Origin of the sequence: Burkholderia sp. Bp8998 (assembly GCF_003854235.1) — a bacterium.
Taxonomy (GTDB): Bacteria; Pseudomonadota; Gammaproteobacteria; order Burkholderiales; family Burkholderiaceae; genus Burkholderia.
This window is the reverse complement of sequence record NZ_QTQF01000001.1, coordinates 416,135-432,692: the sequence shown is the minus strand read 5'-3', so window position 1 is coordinate 432,692 and position 16,558 is coordinate 416,135. Positions and strand designations below refer to the sequence as shown.

Below are 16,558 nucleotides of genomic sequence, written 5' to 3'. Positions count from 1 at the left end.
GCAGCGTTACGCGGCGTGTCGCTTGTCGCGCTCGATCAGCGCGTACGCGCTGTGATTGTGGATCGACTCGAAGTTCTCGGCTTCGAGCACATAGGCGACCACGCGCTCGTCCGCATCGAGACGCTGCGCGACGTCGCGCACCAGATCCTCGACGAACTTCGGATTTTCGTACGCACGCTCCGTGACGAACTTCTCGTCCGGACGCTTCAGCAAGCCCCACAGCTCGCACGACGCCTCTTCTTCCGCGATGCGGATCAGCGCCTCGACCGGCAGGTCGGCCGCGAGCTCGGCGTCGATCGTCACGTGCGAGCGCTGGTTGTGCGCGCCGTACTGCGAGATCTTCTTCGAGCATGGGCACAGGCTCGTCACCGGCACGAGCACCTTCAGAAACAGGCGCGCCTCGCCGTTGCGGCTTTCGCCGGCGAGCGTCACTTCATAATCGAGCAGGCTCTGCACGCCCGACACCGGCGCCGTCTTGTTCACGAAGTACGGGAACGTGACCTCGATGCGGCCGGCCTCGGCTTCCAGCTTCTCGAGCATCGACGCGAGCATCGCGCGGAAGCGCTCGACCGTCAGCGGCGCGCGATTCTCTTCGAGCAGCGCGACGAAGCGCGACATGTGCGTGCCCTTCTGATCGGCGGGCAGGCGCACGTCGAGATTCCAGACGCCGACGGTCGGCTGCACGTCGCCGCTTTCGGTACGCACCGTCAACGGATGCCGGACCGCCTTCACGCCCACGCGCTGGATCGGAATCTGGCGGGTATCCACCGTGCTCTGCACGTCGGGCATCACGAAGGCGGGATTCATCTGGTTCATCTTGTTCAATCCTTGTAAGCCGCGCGTCCGACGACGCGCACGCCGCGTCATGCGGCAGCCGGAAAAGCAACATGGGCCCGCAGGCCCATGTTTTCCGCATCAAATCAATGTAGACCGGTTGCGACAGTCGCACCGACGCCGCCCGCAGGCGGCGCCAGCTTACGCGACGCGCTTCGCCTGACCGGCGACATCGGCCGCCGGGTTCAGGAAGCGTTCGCGAATCGATTTCGCGATGCCCGCGCCGTCGAGGCCGCATTGCGACAGCAGCTTCGCGGGATCGCCGTGATCGATGAACTGGTCAGGGAGGCCCAATTGTATTACGGGTCGGATAACCCCACTCTCCATCAGGGCTTCGACGCAGGCCGAGCCCGCGCCACCCATCACGCAGCCTTCCTCGACCGTGACGAGGTAGTCGTGCGTCTCGGCGAGTTCACGCACGAGCGCCGCATCGACCGGCTTCACGAAGCGCATGTTCGCGACCGTGGCGTCGAGCTCCTCGCCCGCCGCCAGCGACGGCGCGACCATCGTGCCGAACGCGAGGATTGCGACGCGCTTGCCTTCCGGCTGCGATGTACGGCGACGCACTTCGCCCTTGCCGAGCGGGATCCCGGTGAGTTCCTTCACCGTCGCCACACCCGTGCCCGCGCCGCGCGGATAGCGCACCGCGGTCGGGTTCGGCTGCTGAAGCGCCGTGTGCAGCATCTGGCGGCACTCGTTTTCGTCGGACGCGGCCATGATCGTCATGTTCGGGATGCAGCGCATGAACGCGAGATCGTATGCACCCGCGTGCGTCGCACCGTCCGCGCCGACGAGGCCCGCGCGGTCGATCGCGAACACGACCGGCAGGTTCTGCAGCGCGACGTCGTGGATCAGCTGGTCGTATGCACGCTGCAGGAACGTCGAATAGATCGCGACGACGGGCTTCAGCCCTTCGGTCGCGAGACCGCCCGCGAACGTCACCGCGTGCTGTTCGGCGATGCCGACGTCGTAGTAGCGATCCTTGAAGCGCTTCTCGAACTCGACCATGCCCGAGCCTTCGCGCATCGCGGGCGTGATGCCGACGACGCGCGTATCGCGCTCGGCTTCATCGCACAGCCATTCGCCGAACACCTGCGTGTACGTTTTCTTCGCGGGCGTGGCCGACGGCTTGATGCCTTCTGCCGGATTGAACTTGCCGGGGCCGTGATAGAGCACGGGATCGGCTTCGGCGAGCTTGTAGCCCTGGCCTTTCTTCGTCACCACGTGCAGGAATTGCGGACCGCGCAGCTCGCGGATGTTCTGCAGCGTCGGGATCAGCGAATCGAGATCGTGACCGTCGATCGGGCCGATGTAGTTGAAGCCGAACTCCTCGAACAGCGTGGCCGGCACGACCATGCCCTTCGCGTGCTCCTCGAGCTTGCGCGCGAGTTCGAGCACCGGCGGCGCCACGCTCAGCACGCGCTCGACGCCGGCACGCGCGGCCGCGTAGAAGCGGCCCGACATCAGGCGGGCGAGATGGCGGTTCAGCGCGCCGACCGGCGGCGAAATCGACATGTCGTTGTCGTTGAGGATCACGAGCAGCTTTGCATCCTCCGACACGCCCGCGTTGTTCATCGCCTCGAACGCCATGCCGGCCGTCATCGCGCCGTCGCCGATCACCGCGATCGAGAAGCGGTCGTCGCCGTTCAGCTGGCTGCCGATCGCCATCCCGAGCGCCGCCGAAATCGACGTGCTCGAATGCGCGGTGCCGAACGTGTCGTATTCGGACTCGCTGCGGCGCGGGAAACCCGAGATGCCGTCGTACTGGCGCAGCGAATGCATCTGGTCGCGGCGGCCCGTCAGGATCTTGTGCGGGTAGGTCTGGTGACCCACGTCCCAGACAATCCGGTCGTTCGGCGTGTTGAACACGTAGTGCAACGCGATCGTCAGCTCGACCGTCCCGAGGTTGGACGACAGATGGCCGCCCGTCTTCGACACGCTGTCGAGCACGAACGCGCGCAGTTCATCCGCGAGCGGTTGGAGTTGGCGACGATCGAGGCGGCGCAGATCCGCCGGGTCGTCGATGGTTTTCAGCAAGTCGTACATCGTCGTTCCATTGTAGGAAATCAAACGCGCCCGCATTCTTTTGCACGCACCGTAGCGTGTGCGCGGCGGCGGGCTTTCGCGTCAGCTGACCCGGTTCACTACCAGGTCGGCAAGTTCGGCGAGACGCTGTGCGCGGGCGCCGAACGGTTTCAGCGCATCGTGCGCTTCGGCGCGCAGCTGGGCTGCGAGCTCGCGCGACGCGTCGAGGCCGAGGATCGATACGTAGGTCGGCTTGTCGTTCGCCGCATCCTTGCCGGCCGTCTTGCCGAGCGTCGCCGAATCGGTCGTGACGTCGAGAATGTCGTCGACGACCTGGAAGGCCAGACCCACCGCTCCCGCATAAACGTCGAGCGCGGCCATCGCTTCCGCCGACGGCGTGTCGCCCGCCAGCGCGCCCATCCGCACGGCCGCGCGCAACAGCGCGCCCGTCTTCATCCGGTGCATCGTCTCGAGCTGCTCGCGCGTCAGCTTGAGGCCGACGCTCGCCAGGTCGATCGCCTGCCCGCCGGCCATGCCGATCGAGCCACTCGCCAGCGCCAGCTCGCGCACGAGCGCGGCCTGCTGCACCGGCGACAGCGCGGCAGCGTCGGTCAGCGCGACGAAGGCCTGCGACTGCAGCGCATCGCCGACCAGCAGCGCCGTCGGCTCGTCGTACTGCACGTGCACGGTCGGCTTGCCGCGTCGCAACGCGTCGTCGTCCATGCACGGCATGTCGTCATGCACGAGCGAGTAGACGTGGATCATCTCCAGCGCCGCCGCCGCCGCGTTGCGCGCCGCTTCGGTCGCGCCGGTCAGTTCGCCTGCTGCATGGCACAGCAGCGGGCGAACGCGTTTGCCGCCGCCGAGGACCGCGTAGCGCATCGCTTCGTGGAGTTGCGTGGGCACCACGTTTTCAGCCGGCAGATAGTGGCCGAGTGCGTCCTCGACACGGTCGAGCACGGACCGCATCCATTGTTCGAATGTCATAGATCGTCGTCTTCGCCGTCCGTGGCGGCCGTTCCGGACGAAAGCGGCTTCAGCGTCGCGCCGTCGAGCACGCGAACCTGCTGCTCCACTTTCTCGAGCTGCTGTTGGCAAAACGCAACGAGGGTCGCACCGCGGCGATACGCAGCGAGCGAATCCTCGAGGCTCAACGTGCCGCCTTCCATCCGGGCAACCAGCGTCTCGAGTTCCGCGAGCGCCGTTTCATAGTTGTCCGGCAACGGTTCGGTGCCATTGCCGGGCGGGGTGGCGCCTGGGGATGCGGTTTTCGCCATGGACGAGGGTGTCAAATTTCAAAACAAGTCGGACATTCTACGGCAAAAGAGAATTTTCCGACCTGCCGACTTGGGCACCCGGGCACGCATTCGGGCCCCTTCTTCGACACACATTGTGCGTCACTCGATCGTCGCCCGACAAAAAATTGACACAAATCAGGCACTTAATCCTAGCCTTGCGAGGCGAACCGGGTATAATTCCCCGTTTCCCTAAATCGATTTTTCGATGGTTGGGTTGTTCACTGCTTTCACGCTAACACCGGGAGTGGGAATGTCCAATCTGAGCGATGCGCTTCAGTTGAAGTCGGCTCACAGCCAGCTTCCAGTCACTGCATATTTCGATGAGGCGCTGCTTGAGCGCGAGATCGAAACCCTCTTCAACAAAGGACCTCGTTACGTCGGGCACGAGTTGATGGTGCCCGAGGCGGGGGATTATTTTGCGCTGCCGTCCGAGCAGGAAGGCCGCGTGCTGGTCCGCAACCCGGCGAACCAGATCGAACTGCTGTCGAACGTGTGCCGTCACCGGCAGGCGATCATGCTGAACGGGCGCGGCCACACGCAGAACATCGTGTGCCCGCTGCACCGCTGGACGTACGATCTGGAAGGCCAGTTGCTCGGCGCGCCGCATTTCCCCGACAAGCCGTGCCTGAACCTCGGCAAGAGCCCGCTGCAGAACTGGCAGGGGCTGCTGTTCGAGGCCGAAGGCCGCAACGTCGCGCGCGATCTCGCGAACCTCGGCACGAAGCATCACTTCGACTTCTCCGACTATCACTTCGATCATGTCGAAGTGCACGAGTGCGATTACAACTGGAAGACGTTCATCGAGGTCTACCTCGAGGATTATCACGTCGTCCCGTTCCACCCGGGCCTCGGCAGCTTCGTGTCGTGCGACGATCTCAAATGGGAGTTCGGCGACTGGTACAGCGTGCAGACGGTCGGCGTGCACAACGCCCTCGCGAAACCGGGCAGCGCGACCTACAAGACGTGGCACGAGCAGGTGCTCAAGTTCCGCAACGGCGTGCCGCCGGAGTTCGGCGCGATCTGGATGGTCTACTACCCGGGCCTGATGATCGAGTGGTATCCGCACGTGCTCGTCGTGTCGTGGCTGATTCCGCGCGGCCCGCAGAAGACGACCAACATCGTCGAGTTCTATTACCCCGAGGAAATCGCGCTGTTCGAGCGCGAGTTCGTCGAGGCCGAGCGCGCCGCCTATATGGAGACGGCCGTCGAGGACGACGAAATCGCGATCCGCATGGACGCAGGCCGCCACGCACTGATGGCGCGCGGCGAATCGCAGGTCGGCCCGTACCAGAGCCCGATGGAAGACGGCATGCAGCACTTCCACGAGTTCCTGCGCCGCCACCTCGGCGATCTCTGATCATGCGCGCGGCGCGTCGGCGCCGCACGGCATTCGGCATATGAAAAGACGGGTTTCGGCCCGTCTTTTTTTGTTTAGACTTGGAGTATCAGGCCGTTTGCACTCCAGGGAGCCGTCATGCCACATACCCACTACACCACGCTCATCTCCGCAGCCAACCTCGCCGAGCGCCTGGCTGCGGCGCCGGGCAGCGTCGCCGTGTTCGACTGCCGCTTCGATCTCGTCGATCCGGGCGCAGGCGAAGCCGCCTATGCGGCCGGCCATATCGCGGGCGCGCAGCATCTCCATCTCGACCGCGACCTGTCCGGCCGCAAGACCGGCACCAACGGCCGCCATCCGCTGCCGACCCGCGATGCACTCGCCACGCTGATCGCCAGCCGCGGCGTCAAGCAGGGTCAGCAGGTCGTCGCCTATGACGCACATGGCGGCGCGTATGCGGCACGCCTGTGGTGGCTGCTGCGCTGGCTCGGGCACGATTCCGTCGCGGTGCTCGACGGCGGCCTGCAGGCATGGGAAGCGGCCGGCCAGCCGCTGACCACCGACGTGCCGCACCCGGCCGCCGGCGACTTCCGCGCGGCAGCCCCGCTCGAATCGACCGTCGACGCGGCGGCCGTGCTCGCGAACGTGACCTCGGCGCAGCGCGTCGTGATCGATGCGCGCGCACCGGATCGCTATCGCGGCGAAAACGAAACGATCGATCGTGTCGGTGGCCACATTCCCGGCGCACGCAACCGGTTCTTCAAGGACAACCTGGCCGCCGATGGCCGCTTCAAGACCGGCCACGAGCTGCGCGAGACGTTCACCACGCTGCTGGCCGGCACCGAACCGAACAGCGTGATCCTGCAATGCGGATCCGGCGTGACTGCATGCCACAACGCGCTCGCACTCGAGATCGCGGGGCTGCACGGCGCATCGCTGTATCCGGGCTCGTGGAGCGAATGGAGCGCCGATCCGTCGCGACCGATCGCGACCGGCCCGAACCCGTAAGCACCGGCGCGATGCGACGACAAGGCGCCGGCATCTGCCGCCTTGTCGTTCACATCACGCCGTACTTGCGGAACCACTCGATCGCGCGCTTCCAGCCGTCCTCGGCATCGCCCTTCACGTAACTCGGCCGATAGTCGGCGAAGAACGCGTGACCGGCATCCGGATACACGACGATCTCCGATTGGCGCGCGAGCTTCGAATCGCTCGTCTGGATGGCCTTGCGCATGTCCGCGAGCGACGCCTGCGGGATGTTCGTGTCCTTCTCGCCGTACAGCCCGAGCACGGGCACCTTCAGCAACGACGCATGATCGACCGGGTTGAACGGCGTCATCTCGTCGGTCTTGCCCTCGACGAACCCATACCACGCCACGGCCGCGCGCACGTGCGGATTGTGCTCCGCATACAGCCACGCCTGACGGCCGCCCCAGCAGAATCCCGTCACGCCGAGGCGCGACAGATCGCCGCCGTTCTTGCCGGCCCATGCGACGGTCGCGTCGAGATCCTCGGTAACCTGGCGGTCGGGCACCTTGCTGACGATGTGCTCGTCAAGCTCCTTGATCGTCGGATACTTCGACGCATTGCCTTGCCGCGCGAACAGGTCGGGGGCAATCGCGAGATAGCCGAGCTTCGCGAAGCGACGGCAGACGTCGGCGATATGCGCATGCACGCCGAAGATCTCGTGGATCACGATGACGACCGGCAGGTTCGTCTTGTCGACCGGCCGCGCGCGATACGCGGGGATACTCGCGTCGCCCGAGCGGATCTCGATGGTGTCGGCGTCCAGCCCTGCGCTATCGGTCGTGACCGTCTGCGCCGACACGGGCAGCACGGCCGCAGCGAAAGTGCCGCCCAGCGCGGCCTGCATGAACTTGCGGCGCGAAAACGGAACGTGGGGAACCAGGCTGTCGACTTCGGGTTTCAACATGAATGCACTCCTCGATTGGGCGCCGCCGTCACGACCAAGGATTCGACCTGACGGGGCATCACGCTGGCGGACGGCGCGGATGTCGCGGCGGTTGGCACCCCGCCGCAAGCGGAAACCCGCACACGATGCCCAATAATCCGTTGTCGCGTCAACTGTCGGAAGTGTAAGACTCGATTACGACGATGTAATCCAGTGGCATCCATAGCGGTATCGATGACAGCGGACCGGCCCGGCAGGCCCATCCGCGGCCTGCATGCGGCGCGCGCCATCGCGCGACCGAAGGTTTGCGAATTGTCACGCAAGGACGCGCAATAAACAGGCCCGGTGGGCCAATCCGCGGTCGACCGGCATCCGAAACGACAACGGGCAGGAAACCCGCCCGATGCGGATTCCCTGCCCGTCCGATGCACGAACGTGCGGTCAGTGCAGCTTGACGCGCGGCAGCGTCGTGCGGCGCAGCCAGTGCGCGACCGTATCGAGCATCATGCGCGGATAGCCGTGCAGCGCAGCGATGTGCAGCCGGTACAGCGACATGTACATGAAGCGCGCGAACAGCCCTTCGATCAGCATGTTGCCGCCGATCAGCCCGCCCATCAGGTTGCCGACCGCGCTGAAGTGACCGAGCGACACCAGCGAACCGAGATCACGATACGTGAACTCGGGCAGCGAACGCCCGTCGAGCCGGCAGCCGATCGCCTTCAGCAGGAAGCTCGCCTGCTGGTGCGCCGCCTGCGCGCGCGGCGGCACGTTGCGCTCGTTGCCGGGCCATACGCAGGCCGCGCAATCGCCGAGCGCGAATACGTCGTCGTCGGTGAAGGTCTGCAGCGTGCGGCGCACGTCGAGCTGGCCGAGCTTGTTGACCTGCAGGCCGTCGAGATTCGACAGCACGGACGGCGCCTTGATGCCGGCCGCCCAGACCGTGAGATCCGCACGCACCGCCTTGCCGCTCGCGGTGTGCACGAAGCCCGGCGCGACCTCGGTCACGCGCTCGGCAAGCATCAATCGCACGCCGAGCTTTTCGAGCAGCTCGGCCGTCGCGGTCGACACGCGCTCCTGCAGTGCCGGCAGAATCCGCGGCCCCGATTCGATCAGCACGATGCCGACGTCGTGCTGCGGATCAAGCTTGTGCAACCCGTAGACGGACAGCACCTGCGCGGTGTTGCGCAGCTCGGCGGACAACTCGACGCCCGTCGCGCCGCCGCCGACGATCACGACCTGGATGCGCGGCTCGGCCGCCGCCCCCGGCGCGGGCTGCGCCGGCGCCTGGTGCTCGGCGCGCATGCACGCGGCGATCAAGCGCTTGCGGAAGCGCTCGGCCTCGCCGACCGTATCGAGCGCGATCGCGTTTTCGGCCGCGCCCTGCACACCGAAGAAGTGCGTCGTGCTGCCGATCGCGATCACCAGCGTGTCGTATTCCAGGTCGCGCGCCGGCAGCAGTTCCGCGCCGTCGCTGTCGTTGACGGGCGACAGCGTGATGCGCTTCGCCGCGCGGTCGAGCGCGGTCAGTTCGCCCTGCTGAAACTCGAAGCCATGCCAGCGTGCCTGCGCCGCGTATTCGAGTTCCTGCGTGAACGGGTCCATGCTGCCGGCCGCGACCTCGTGCAGCAATGGCTTCCAGATATGGGTCGGATTGCGGTCGACGAGCGTGACAAGCGCACGCGCGGGACGATTGCCGCGCGCGCCGTAACGGTCGCCGAGCCGCGTCGCCAATTCCAGGCCGCCCGCGCCGCCGCCTACGATGATGATCCGATGCATCCGATTCCCCCTTTGCGATTCGAAACTTCTGCCGCCGCACGATGCAGACGCGATGCGTTCGCGCCGTCCGTTGGATTAACCGGTTCGGACATCATCGATGTGCAGTTCGAAACACTTCGATGCGTCCGATCCCGGAACGCGGGGCGCGCCGCCCCCGCGACAATGACCCGACTGACTTGCATTGTCCGGGAGCTTGCGCGTTGACCACAAGCAAACCATCTCGATATTCAGCATCCCCGCAACAATATGCCGCGGGAAACGGGAATCGCACGGGGGTGCGTCAGTGTGCCTCTTCCCAGTTCGCGCCGGCGCCCACTTCAGCGACCAGCGGCACCTTCAGCTTCGCCACGCCGCACATCATTTCCGGCAGTTTCTCGCGGACGAGCGACAGTTCGTCGTCGGGCACCTCGAGCACCAGTTCGTCGTGCACCTGCATGATCATCCGCGACGCGAGTTGGTCGCGCGTGAGCCAGTCGTCCACCGCGATCATCGACAGCTTGATCAGGTCGGCCGCCGTGCCCTGCATCGGTGCATTGATGGCCGCGCGCTCAGCGGCCTGACGGCGCGGGCCGTTGCCGCCGTTGATCTCCGGCAGCCACAGGCGGCGGCCGAAAACGGTTTCAACGAAGCCCTTCTCCTTCGCCACCGCGCGCGTGTCTTCCATATACCGCGCAACGCCCGGGTAGCGCGCGAAATAACGGTCGATATACAGCTTCGCCGCATCGCGCGTGATGCCGAGGTTCGACGCAAGGCCGAACGCGCTCATCCCGTAGATGAGCCCGAAGTTGATCACCTTCGCGATCCGGCGCTGGTCGGAGTTGACCTCCAGCGGCGTCACGCCGAACACTTCGGCGGCGGTTGCACGGTGGATGTCCTCGCCCTGCGAGAACGCGCGCAGCAGCGACGCGTCGCCGGAAATGTGCGCCATGATCCGCAGTTCGATCTGCGAATAGTCGGCCGACACGATGCGGTGACCCGGCGATGCGATGAACGCCTCGCGGATCCGCCGGCCTTCGGCCGTGCGCACCGGAATGTTCTGAAGATTGGGGTCGTTCGACGCGAGTCGGCCCGTGACCGCGACCGCCTGCGCATAGTTCGTGTGCACGCGGCCCGTTGCGGGATTCACCATGCGCGGCAGCTTGTCGGTGTAGGTCGACTTCAGCTTCGACAGCCCGCGATGCTCGAGCAGCAGCTTCGGCAGCGGGTAGTCCTCGGCCAGCTTCTGCAACACTTCCTCGTCGGTCGACGGTGCGCCGCTCGGCGTCTTCTTCACGACGGGCAACTGCAGCTTCTCGAAGAAGATCTGCCCGATCTGCTTCGGCGAGCCGAGATTGAACTCGCCGCCCGCCAGTTCGTACGCCTGCCCTTCGAGCTCGATGAGCCGCGTCGCGATCTCGCTGCTTTGCGCCTGCAGGCGTGCGTCGTCGATCAGCACGCCGGTGCGCTCCATCTTGCGCAGCACGAGCGATACCGGCATCTCGATCTCGCGGTACACGCGCTCGAGGCCCGGCTCGCGCGCGACCTGCGGATACAGCACCTGATGAAGCTGCAGCGTGATGTCCGCATCTTCGGCCGCGTACGCGGCGGCCTGCTCGAGCGCCACTTCATCGAAGCCGATCTGCTTGGCGCCCTTGCCGGCCACGTCTTCATACTTGATCGTCTTGACGCCCAGATGGCGCAGCGCGAGGCTGTCCATGTCGTGGGTGCGGTGCGATTCGAGCACGTACGATTCGAGCAGCGTGTCGTGCTCGATGCCGTTCAGCGCGATATCGTAGTTCGCGAGCACCTGCGCGTCGTACTTCAGGTGCTGCCCCACCTTCTTGCGATCGGCCGATTCGAGCCACGGCTTCAGGCGCGCGAGCACGTCGGCGATCGGCAGTTGCTCGGGCAGGTCGGGGCCGCGATGCGCGACCGGAAGATACGCGGCCTTGCCCGGCTCGACCGAGAACGACAGGCCGACGAGCCGCGCGGTCATCGGATCGAGCGACGTGGTTTCCGTGTCGAACGCGGTCAGTGCGGCCGCATCGATCTTCGCGAACCATGCGTCGAACTGTTCCCAGGTCTGGATCGTGTCGTATTCGCGGACGACGTCCGCCGCGACCACTTGTGCCGGCTCGCCTTCCGGCGCATCGGCGCCGCCGTTTTCGGCGGGCGCGCTGTCGACTTCGCGCAGCCACGTCTTGAATCCGTAGCGCGCGAAGATGTCGCGCAGCAGGTCGCGTGCTTCGCCGTCGCTCTTCAGCGACGCTTCGATCGATTCGAGATGCGGTGCGAGATCGCAAGCGGTATCGACGGTCACGAGCTTGCGGCCGAGCGGCAGGAAGTCGAGCGCGCGGCGCAGGTTGTCGCCGACCACGCCCTTGATCTCGCCTGCGTGTTCGATCACGCCGTCGAGGCTGTCGTATTGCGCAAGCCACTTCACGGCCGTCTTCGGCCCGCACTTCTCGACGCCCGGCACGTTGTCGACGGTGTCGCCGATCAGCGCGAGGTAGTCGATGATCCGTTCCGGCGGCACGCCGAATTTCGCGATCACGCCGTCGCGATCGAGCGTCTCGTTGGTCATCGTGTTGACGAGCGTGACGTGATTGGTGACGAGCTGCGCGAGGTCCTTGTCGCCGGTCGACACGATCACCTTCATGCCGTGCTGCTCGGCTTCGCGCGCGAGCGTACCGATCACGTCGTCGGCCTCGACGCCCTCGACCATCAGCAGCGGCCAGCCGAGCGCGCGCACCGCGCCGTGAATCGGCTCGACCTGCAGCGCAAGATCGGGCGGCATGGACGGGCGGTTTGCCTTATAGTCGGCATAAAGGTCGTCGCGGAACGTCTTGCCCTTTGCATCGAACACGCAAGCGCTATACTCTGCACTGACTTCCTTGCGCATACGGCGCAGCATGTTGATGATTCCGTAGAGCGCTCCGGTCGGCTCCCCGCCAGGGCCACGCAAATCAGGCATCGCATGGTAAGCCCGATACAGATAGCTCGAACCGTCAACCAATAGCAGGGTCTTACCTTCCAGATTTCGTTCTTCAGGCATTATGAACAAGAGAAAAGTGATTCCGAGTCTGCGTTCGCTCGCAGATCAAGAACGCGCGACGGCCAAGAAGGCGCGCGCATCGTGGCAGATGTTCACGATTATGGCAGAGTTTATCGAGGCGACCGAGTACCTGTCGGAGATCCGCCCGGCCGTCAGCATCTACGGTTCTGCCCGTCTCAAGCCCGATACGCCGCACTACAAGCTCGCGGTGCAGATCGCACGCAAGCTGTCCGACGCCGGCTTCGCCGTGATCTCCGGCGGCGGCCCCGGCATCATGGAAGCCGCGAACAAGGGTGCGCACGCCGGCAAGGCGCCGTCGGTCGGCCTGAACATCGAGCTGCCGCATGAGCAGGCCGGCAACCACTATCAGGACATCTCGCTGCGCTTCCGCCACTTCTTCACGCGCAAGGTCACGTTCGTGAAGAACTCCGACGCGGTGATCGTGATGCCGGGCGGCTTCGGCACGCTCGACGAACTGTCCGAAGTGCTCACGCTGATCCAGACGAAGAAGTCGCGCCTCGTGCCGATCATTCTCGTCGGCAGCACGTTCTGGCAGGGCCTGCTGCAATGGTTCCGCGACCAGTTGATCCCGAACGGCCTCATCAATCCGGAAGACATGGACCTGATGCAGGTGATCGACGATCCCGACCAGGTGCTCGACGCCGTGCTCGCGTTCTACGAGGACAGCGGCGAGGAAGAAGGCCCGGACGGCGACGGCCAGCCGCCGCGACCCGAAGAAGACCGCATGTTCTATCTGTAATTCGATCGGTGTCGATGGCGGGCCGCACGGCCGGCGTCCCGCTTCCCGCGCGGCAGGCATGGCGATTCCGCCACCTGCCGCGCGTCATTTTGTAACGCCGCATTAATCGCGCTGCGCGGCCGCGCGCCGCGAATGTCAAATCCGGGGGGCCTGTGCCGCGCAACGCGGGCGCCACGTTCCGCGCGTGTGGCCCGCCATTGTCAAATTGCGCCGCCCGCCACGCGCCCGCTAAATCTGCCGGGCGCCAATCCACCGTTACAAATGCATGTCGCATTTTTCGCGGTTCGCCAGCACACTGCATCTCGTCGGCGCGGCGTCCCCCCGGTGGAACGATCCCCCCTCGCGTCCATCGCGTCGCGCCGGCCTTTTGACAACGACACCACGGAAAACAACATGAAACGCTCACTGATCGCCCTCGCCTTCACCGGCCTCGGCCTTTCGCTGTCCGGTCTCGCCCACGCCGTCAACGTCGACGTCAACATCGGCACGCCCGCGCCGGTGGTCGTCGCGCCTGCGCCGGTCGTCGTTGCGCCGGCGCCCGCGGTGATCGTCGGCTGGCACGGCGACCGCTACTGGGACGGGCGCCGTTACTGGGAACGCCGGGAGTGGGAGGATCACCAGCGCTATCGCGGCCGTGACGATCGCCGCGGCTATCACTGCCCGCCGGGGCATGCGAAGAAGGGTGAGTGCTGAGCCAACCGGCCTTGCCGCTTTGAGCCGCCTGTACCGCGAATCGGCGATCTGCCGACGCAGGCGCGCCCTTCTGTCGAGCCGCCCTGACCGGGCCGAAAGAACGTCGACCGACACCCCCACCCTCGGCGCCGTCACACGTCAAGCCCGCGCCTGTGGCGGCGCAAATACGCCGGCGCCGCGCAAACCACCAGTTGCAGGTCGGCGACGCGCCGCGCAACCAGCCCGCTGTCGGGCAGATTGCCGGTTCGCGCCGCGATGTCGATCCGCTGCTCGACGATATCGGCCGTGTCGTCGCTGACGATCAGCTCGGCCGTCACGCCCGGCTGCCGGTCGCAGAATTCGCCGAGCAACGGCGCAAGAAAACGCCGGGCCAGCGAATATGGCGCCGCAACACGGATGAAGACGCCCGCGTTCCAGCGACATCACGACCTCGCCCGGTTCGTGTCGATGCAGAGCCAGTACAGCCTGATCTGCCGCGACGACGAGCGCGACATGCTGCGTCGGTGACACTGACGAATACCGTCACCGCATTCAATCGATTCCCCGTACCGGGCACGCCTTCATGGCACTGCTCGGAACGGAGACCGTAGCGATCACAATGACGAGAAAAAGCCGACGACCGATGAACGATGAAATCTCGAGGCTACCGGTGTCTCCCCCGGGTTTGCGCAGTAGAGGCCGCTCCGTCGCGCCATCGACGCGTTCCATTCTCTGTCGCGCTTCAACCTGCGAACGAGGCGCACCCAAGGATGGGCGCGCCTGTTTCACGGCTTACTTAACGATGGAGCACCAACACGGTTTGGGTTTGCTCGGGCCGACCACTGCGACTGGCTTGCAAGGATCGGACGGGCCGAGCACCGCTTCTCTTTCGCAAGGCGGCTTCGGCTTGGATGGACCGATCACCGCTTGGGCCATGGCCGACAGCGAAGCAGTGAGCATCAGGGAAGCCAGCAGGATTTTGATTTTCATCGGATAGGTCTACTCTCAATATTATAGGAATCAATTGGATCGGCTGTTCGCCGTTCCTTCGTGCGGGTGTCGGACAACGCCACGCAGGAGAGCATATTCTCGATGACAAGGACAAAACTATAGGACAACTTCCAAATTGGAGAAAATGGTCGCGTCCGAGTACGAAGGCCGCATTGCGGCCACGACGAGTGTCCAGGCGACCGGAGGGGTGACGCAGGCGCGCGCCGGCCGCCGTGAAGCCCGGCAGGGCATCGCCCCCTGCCAGTCATGCGCGTTACTGAAACGCCACTTCCGCGAAGCTCCGCAGCTTGCGGCTATGCAGCTTGTCGAGCCCGTTCGTACGCAGGATCTCCATCGCCTTCACGCCGATCTGCAGATGCTGGTCGACCTGCCCGCGATAGAACGTATCGGCCATGCCCGGCAGCTTCAGCTCGCCGTGCAGCGGCTTGTCCGATACGCACAGCAGCGTGCCGTACGGCACGCGGAAACGGAACCCGTTCGCGGCGATCGTCGCGCTTTCCATGTCGAGCGCGATCGCGCGGCTCTGCGACAGCCGCTGCACCGGCTCGCGGTGATCGCGCAGCTCCCAGTTGCGGTTGTCGACGCTCGCGACCGTGCCCGTGCGCATCACGCGCTTGAGTTCGGCGCCTTCGAGCCGGGTGACCTCGGCCACGCCGCGCTCGAGCGCGAGTTGCACTTCGGCGAGCGCCGGGATCGGCACCCACAGCGGCAGGTCTGCGTCCAGCACGTGATCCTCGCGCACGTAGCCGTGCGCAAGCACGTAGTCGCCGAGGCGCTGCGTGTTGCGCAGGCCCGCGCAGTGACCGAGCATCACCCACGCGTGCGGCCGCAGCACCGCGATGTGATCGGTGATCGTCTTCGCGTTCGACGGACCGACACCGATGTTGACCATCGTGATCCCGCTGCCGTCCGCGCGCTTCAGGTGATACGCGGGCATCTGCGGCAGCCGCGGCGGCGCGGCGCCTTCGGCCGGCTCGCTGCCGAGGTTCGCGTTGTACGTGATGACGTCGCCCGGCTCGACGAACGCGCTGTACTGGCTGCGGTACTCGCGCACGTCGGGATCGGTGCTTTCCGTCATCAGCGTGCGGCCGAGCTTCACGAATTCGTCGATATAGAACTGGTAGTTCGTGTAGAGCACGTAGTTCTGGAAGTGCGTGGGCGACGTCGCCGTGTAGTGACGCAGCCGGTGCAGCGAGAAGTCGACGCGCGCGGCGGTAAACAGCGCGAGCGGATGCGGCTCGCCGGGCGCCGGCTCGAACGTGCCGTTGACGATGCGATCGTCGAGGTACGACAGGTCGGGCGTATCGAAGATGTCGCGCATCGCGAGCAGGCGGTCGCGGTCGAGCTCGCCTTCGAGGTGGATGCCTTCGGGAAACGCGAAGTGGACCGGAATCGGCTGCGACGAGACGCCGATCTCGATCTTCACATGGTGGTTCTTCGACAGCAGGCGCAGTTGCTCGCGATAGTAGTTCGCGAACAGGTCGGGGCGCGTGACGGTCGTCTCGAACACGCCGGGGCCCGCGACGAAACCGTACGACCGGCGCGAATCGACGTGCGTGTTGACGTCGGTACGAATCCGCACGAACGGGTAGCACGCACGCACGTGCTCGGTGATCGGTTCGTGGCGGCGATAGCGCGCGAAGGCATCGCGCAGGAAGCCCGTATTGGTGTCGTAGATGGCCGACAGCCGCGCGACCGCGGCAACGGAATCGTCGAATGCGTCGACGGGCGGGCTCTCGGGTGTCAGCACCCGATGCCGGCGGCTCAAGTCGTTCTTCATTTTCATCACCTCGTCTGATCGAACGACATTACCACGGAACCCGGTCATGCTCATGGCCGCCCGCTTGCACGCCGCTTGCACGCGAGGGCCGGGCCGCGCGCAGTATTTGCTAAAATCGGA

At 65.5% G+C, this 16,558-nt stretch carries 14 protein-coding genes; 4 read left to right on the top strand and 10 right to left on the bottom strand.

Annotated elements, in window-relative coordinates; translation table 11 throughout:
- Positions 1–6: 6 nt before the first annotated feature.
- From folE2 to DIE06_RS01995, 4 genes are all read right to left on the bottom strand, one after another.
- A complete protein-coding gene (gene folE2, locus DIE06_RS02010; protein ID WP_124495558.1) occupies positions 7–816 on the bottom strand; it encodes a GTP cyclohydrolase FolE2 in 810 nt (269 codons plus the stop codon).
- Between the two features lie 159 nt (positions 817–975).
- The gene (dxs, locus tag DIE06_RS02005) at positions 976–2,880 is read right to left on the bottom strand and encodes a 1-deoxy-D-xylulose-5-phosphate synthase (RefSeq protein ID WP_124659921.1); all 1,905 of its coding nucleotides are present in this window, start codon (positions 2,878–2,880) and stop codon (positions 976–978) included.
- Positions 2,881–2,961: 81 nt separating this feature from the next.
- Positions 2,962–3,846 carry a polyprenyl synthetase family protein gene (locus DIE06_RS02000; RefSeq protein WP_124611824.1) on the bottom strand — a complete coding sequence of 295 codons (885 nt, stop codon included), beginning with the start codon at positions 3,844–3,846 and terminating at the stop codon, positions 2,962–2,964.
- The gene (locus DIE06_RS01995; protein ID WP_124611825.1) at positions 3,843–4,136 is read right to left on the bottom strand and encodes an exodeoxyribonuclease VII small subunit; all 294 of its coding nucleotides are present in this window, start codon (positions 4,134–4,136) and stop codon (positions 3,843–3,845) included. Before DIE06_RS01995 ends, DIE06_RS02000 begins: the two co-directional genes overlap by 4 nt.
- Before the next feature lie 271 nt (positions 4,137–4,407).
- On the opposite strand from DIE06_RS01995, the gene DIE06_RS01990 reads away from it, so the two are divergent.
- The gene (locus DIE06_RS01990) at positions 4,408–5,514 is read left to right on the top strand and encodes an aromatic ring-hydroxylating dioxygenase subunit alpha (protein WP_124659920.1); all 1,107 of its coding nucleotides are present in this window, start codon (positions 4,408–4,410) and stop codon (positions 5,512–5,514) included.
- A 117-nt stretch (positions 5,515–5,631) separates the two neighbouring features.
- Positions 5,632–6,501, top strand: a complete 870-nt coding sequence (locus DIE06_RS01985) for a sulfurtransferase (RefSeq protein WP_124659919.1) — start codon at positions 5,632–5,634, stop codon at positions 6,499–6,501.
- 49 nt (positions 6,502–6,550) lie between these two features.
- On the opposite strand, the gene DIE06_RS01980 is transcribed toward DIE06_RS01985, so the two are convergent.
- From DIE06_RS01980 to polA, 3 genes are all read right to left on the bottom strand, one after another.
- Positions 6,551–7,426: a dienelactone hydrolase family protein gene (locus DIE06_RS01980; protein ID WP_124659918.1), complete on the bottom strand. Its 876-nt coding sequence runs from the start codon at positions 7,424–7,426 to the stop codon at positions 6,551–6,553.
- A gap of 420 nt (positions 7,427–7,846) precedes the next feature.
- Complete coding sequence (locus DIE06_RS01970) at positions 7,847–9,181, bottom strand: NAD(P)/FAD-dependent oxidoreductase (RefSeq protein WP_124659916.1); 1,335 nt, start codon at positions 9,179–9,181, stop codon at positions 7,847–7,849.
- Positions 9,182–9,461: 280 nt separating this feature from the next.
- A complete protein-coding gene (gene polA, locus DIE06_RS01965; RefSeq protein ID WP_124659915.1) occupies positions 9,462–12,215 on the bottom strand; it encodes a DNA polymerase I in 2,754 nt (917 codons plus the stop codon).
- A 1-nt stretch (position 12,216) separates the two neighbouring features.
- Here polA and DIE06_RS01960 point away from each other — a divergent pair, with 1 nt between their 5' ends.
- Both DIE06_RS01960 and DIE06_RS01955 read left to right on the top strand, forming a co-directional pair.
- Positions 12,217–12,975: a TIGR00730 family Rossman fold protein gene (locus tag DIE06_RS01960; protein ID WP_124611832.1), complete on the top strand. Its 759-nt coding sequence runs from the start codon at positions 12,217–12,219 to the stop codon at positions 12,973–12,975.
- A gap of 393 nt (positions 12,976–13,368) precedes the next feature.
- Positions 13,369–13,668: a hypothetical protein gene (locus tag DIE06_RS01955; RefSeq protein WP_124659914.1), complete on the top strand. Its 300-nt coding sequence runs from the start codon at positions 13,369–13,371 to the stop codon at positions 13,666–13,668.
- Between the two features lie 131 nt (positions 13,669–13,799).
- Here the strand turns inward: DIE06_RS01955 and DIE06_RS01950 are convergent, their stop codons facing one another.
- From DIE06_RS01950 to DIE06_RS01935, 3 genes are all read right to left on the bottom strand, one after another.
- Entirely contained in the window at positions 13,800–14,018 is a 219-nt protein-coding gene (locus DIE06_RS01950) for a LysR substrate-binding domain-containing protein (RefSeq protein WP_260433507.1), read from the bottom strand.
- A 421-nt stretch (positions 14,019–14,439) separates the two neighbouring features.
- Positions 14,440–14,637 (bottom strand): hypothetical protein, encoded by a 198-nt coding sequence (locus DIE06_RS01940; protein WP_124659913.1) that lies wholly within the window; start codon positions 14,635–14,637, stop codon positions 14,440–14,442.
- 274 nt (positions 14,638–14,911) lie between these two features.
- Positions 14,912–16,438: an AMP nucleosidase gene (locus tag DIE06_RS01935; RefSeq protein ID WP_124659912.1), complete on the bottom strand. Its 1,527-nt coding sequence runs from the start codon at positions 16,436–16,438 to the stop codon at positions 14,912–14,914.
- Positions 16,439–16,558: the final 120 nt, after the last annotated feature.

Coding starts and splice junctions, on each gene's coding strand:
- DIE06_RS02000 (WP_124611824.1), bottom strand. CDS start 3,846: ATGACATTCGAACAATGGATGCGGTCCGTGCTCGACCGTGTCGAGGAC.
- dxs (WP_124659921.1), bottom strand. CDS start 2,880: ATGTACGACTTGCTGAAAACCATCGACGACCCGGCGGATCTGCGCCGC.
- DIE06_RS01955 (WP_124659914.1), top strand. CDS start 13,369: ATGAAACGCTCACTGATCGCCCTCGCCTTCACCGGCCTCGGCCTTTCG.
- DIE06_RS01940 (WP_124659913.1), bottom strand. CDS start 14,637: ATGAAAATCAAAATCCTGCTGGCTTCCCTGATGCTCACTGCTTCGCTG.
- DIE06_RS01980 (WP_124659918.1), bottom strand. CDS start 7,426: ATGTTGAAACCCGAAGTCGACAGCCTGGTTCCCCACGTTCCGTTTTCG.
- DIE06_RS01970 (WP_124659916.1), bottom strand. CDS start 9,181: ATGCATCGGATCATCATCGTAGGCGGCGGCGCGGGCGGCCTGGAATTG.
- folE2 (WP_124495558.1), bottom strand. CDS start 816: ATGAACCAGATGAATCCCGCCTTCGTGATGCCCGACGTGCAGAGCACG.
- DIE06_RS01990 (WP_124659920.1), top strand. CDS start 4,408: ATGTCCAATCTGAGCGATGCGCTTCAGTTGAAGTCGGCTCACAGCCAG.
- polA (WP_124659915.1), bottom strand. CDS start 12,215: ATGCCTGAAGAACGAAATCTGGAAGGTAAGACCCTGCTATTGGTTGAC.
- DIE06_RS01960 (WP_124611832.1), top strand. CDS start 12,217: ATGAACAAGAGAAAAGTGATTCCGAGTCTGCGTTCGCTCGCAGATCAA.
- DIE06_RS01995 (WP_124611825.1), bottom strand. CDS start 4,136: ATGGCGAAAACCGCATCCCCAGGCGCCACCCCGCCCGGCAATGGCACC.
- DIE06_RS01985 (WP_124659919.1), top strand. CDS start 5,632: ATGCCACATACCCACTACACCACGCTCATCTCCGCAGCCAACCTCGCC.
- DIE06_RS01935 (WP_124659912.1), bottom strand. CDS start 16,438: ATGAAGAACGACTTGAGCCGCCGGCATCGGGTGCTGACACCCGAGAGC.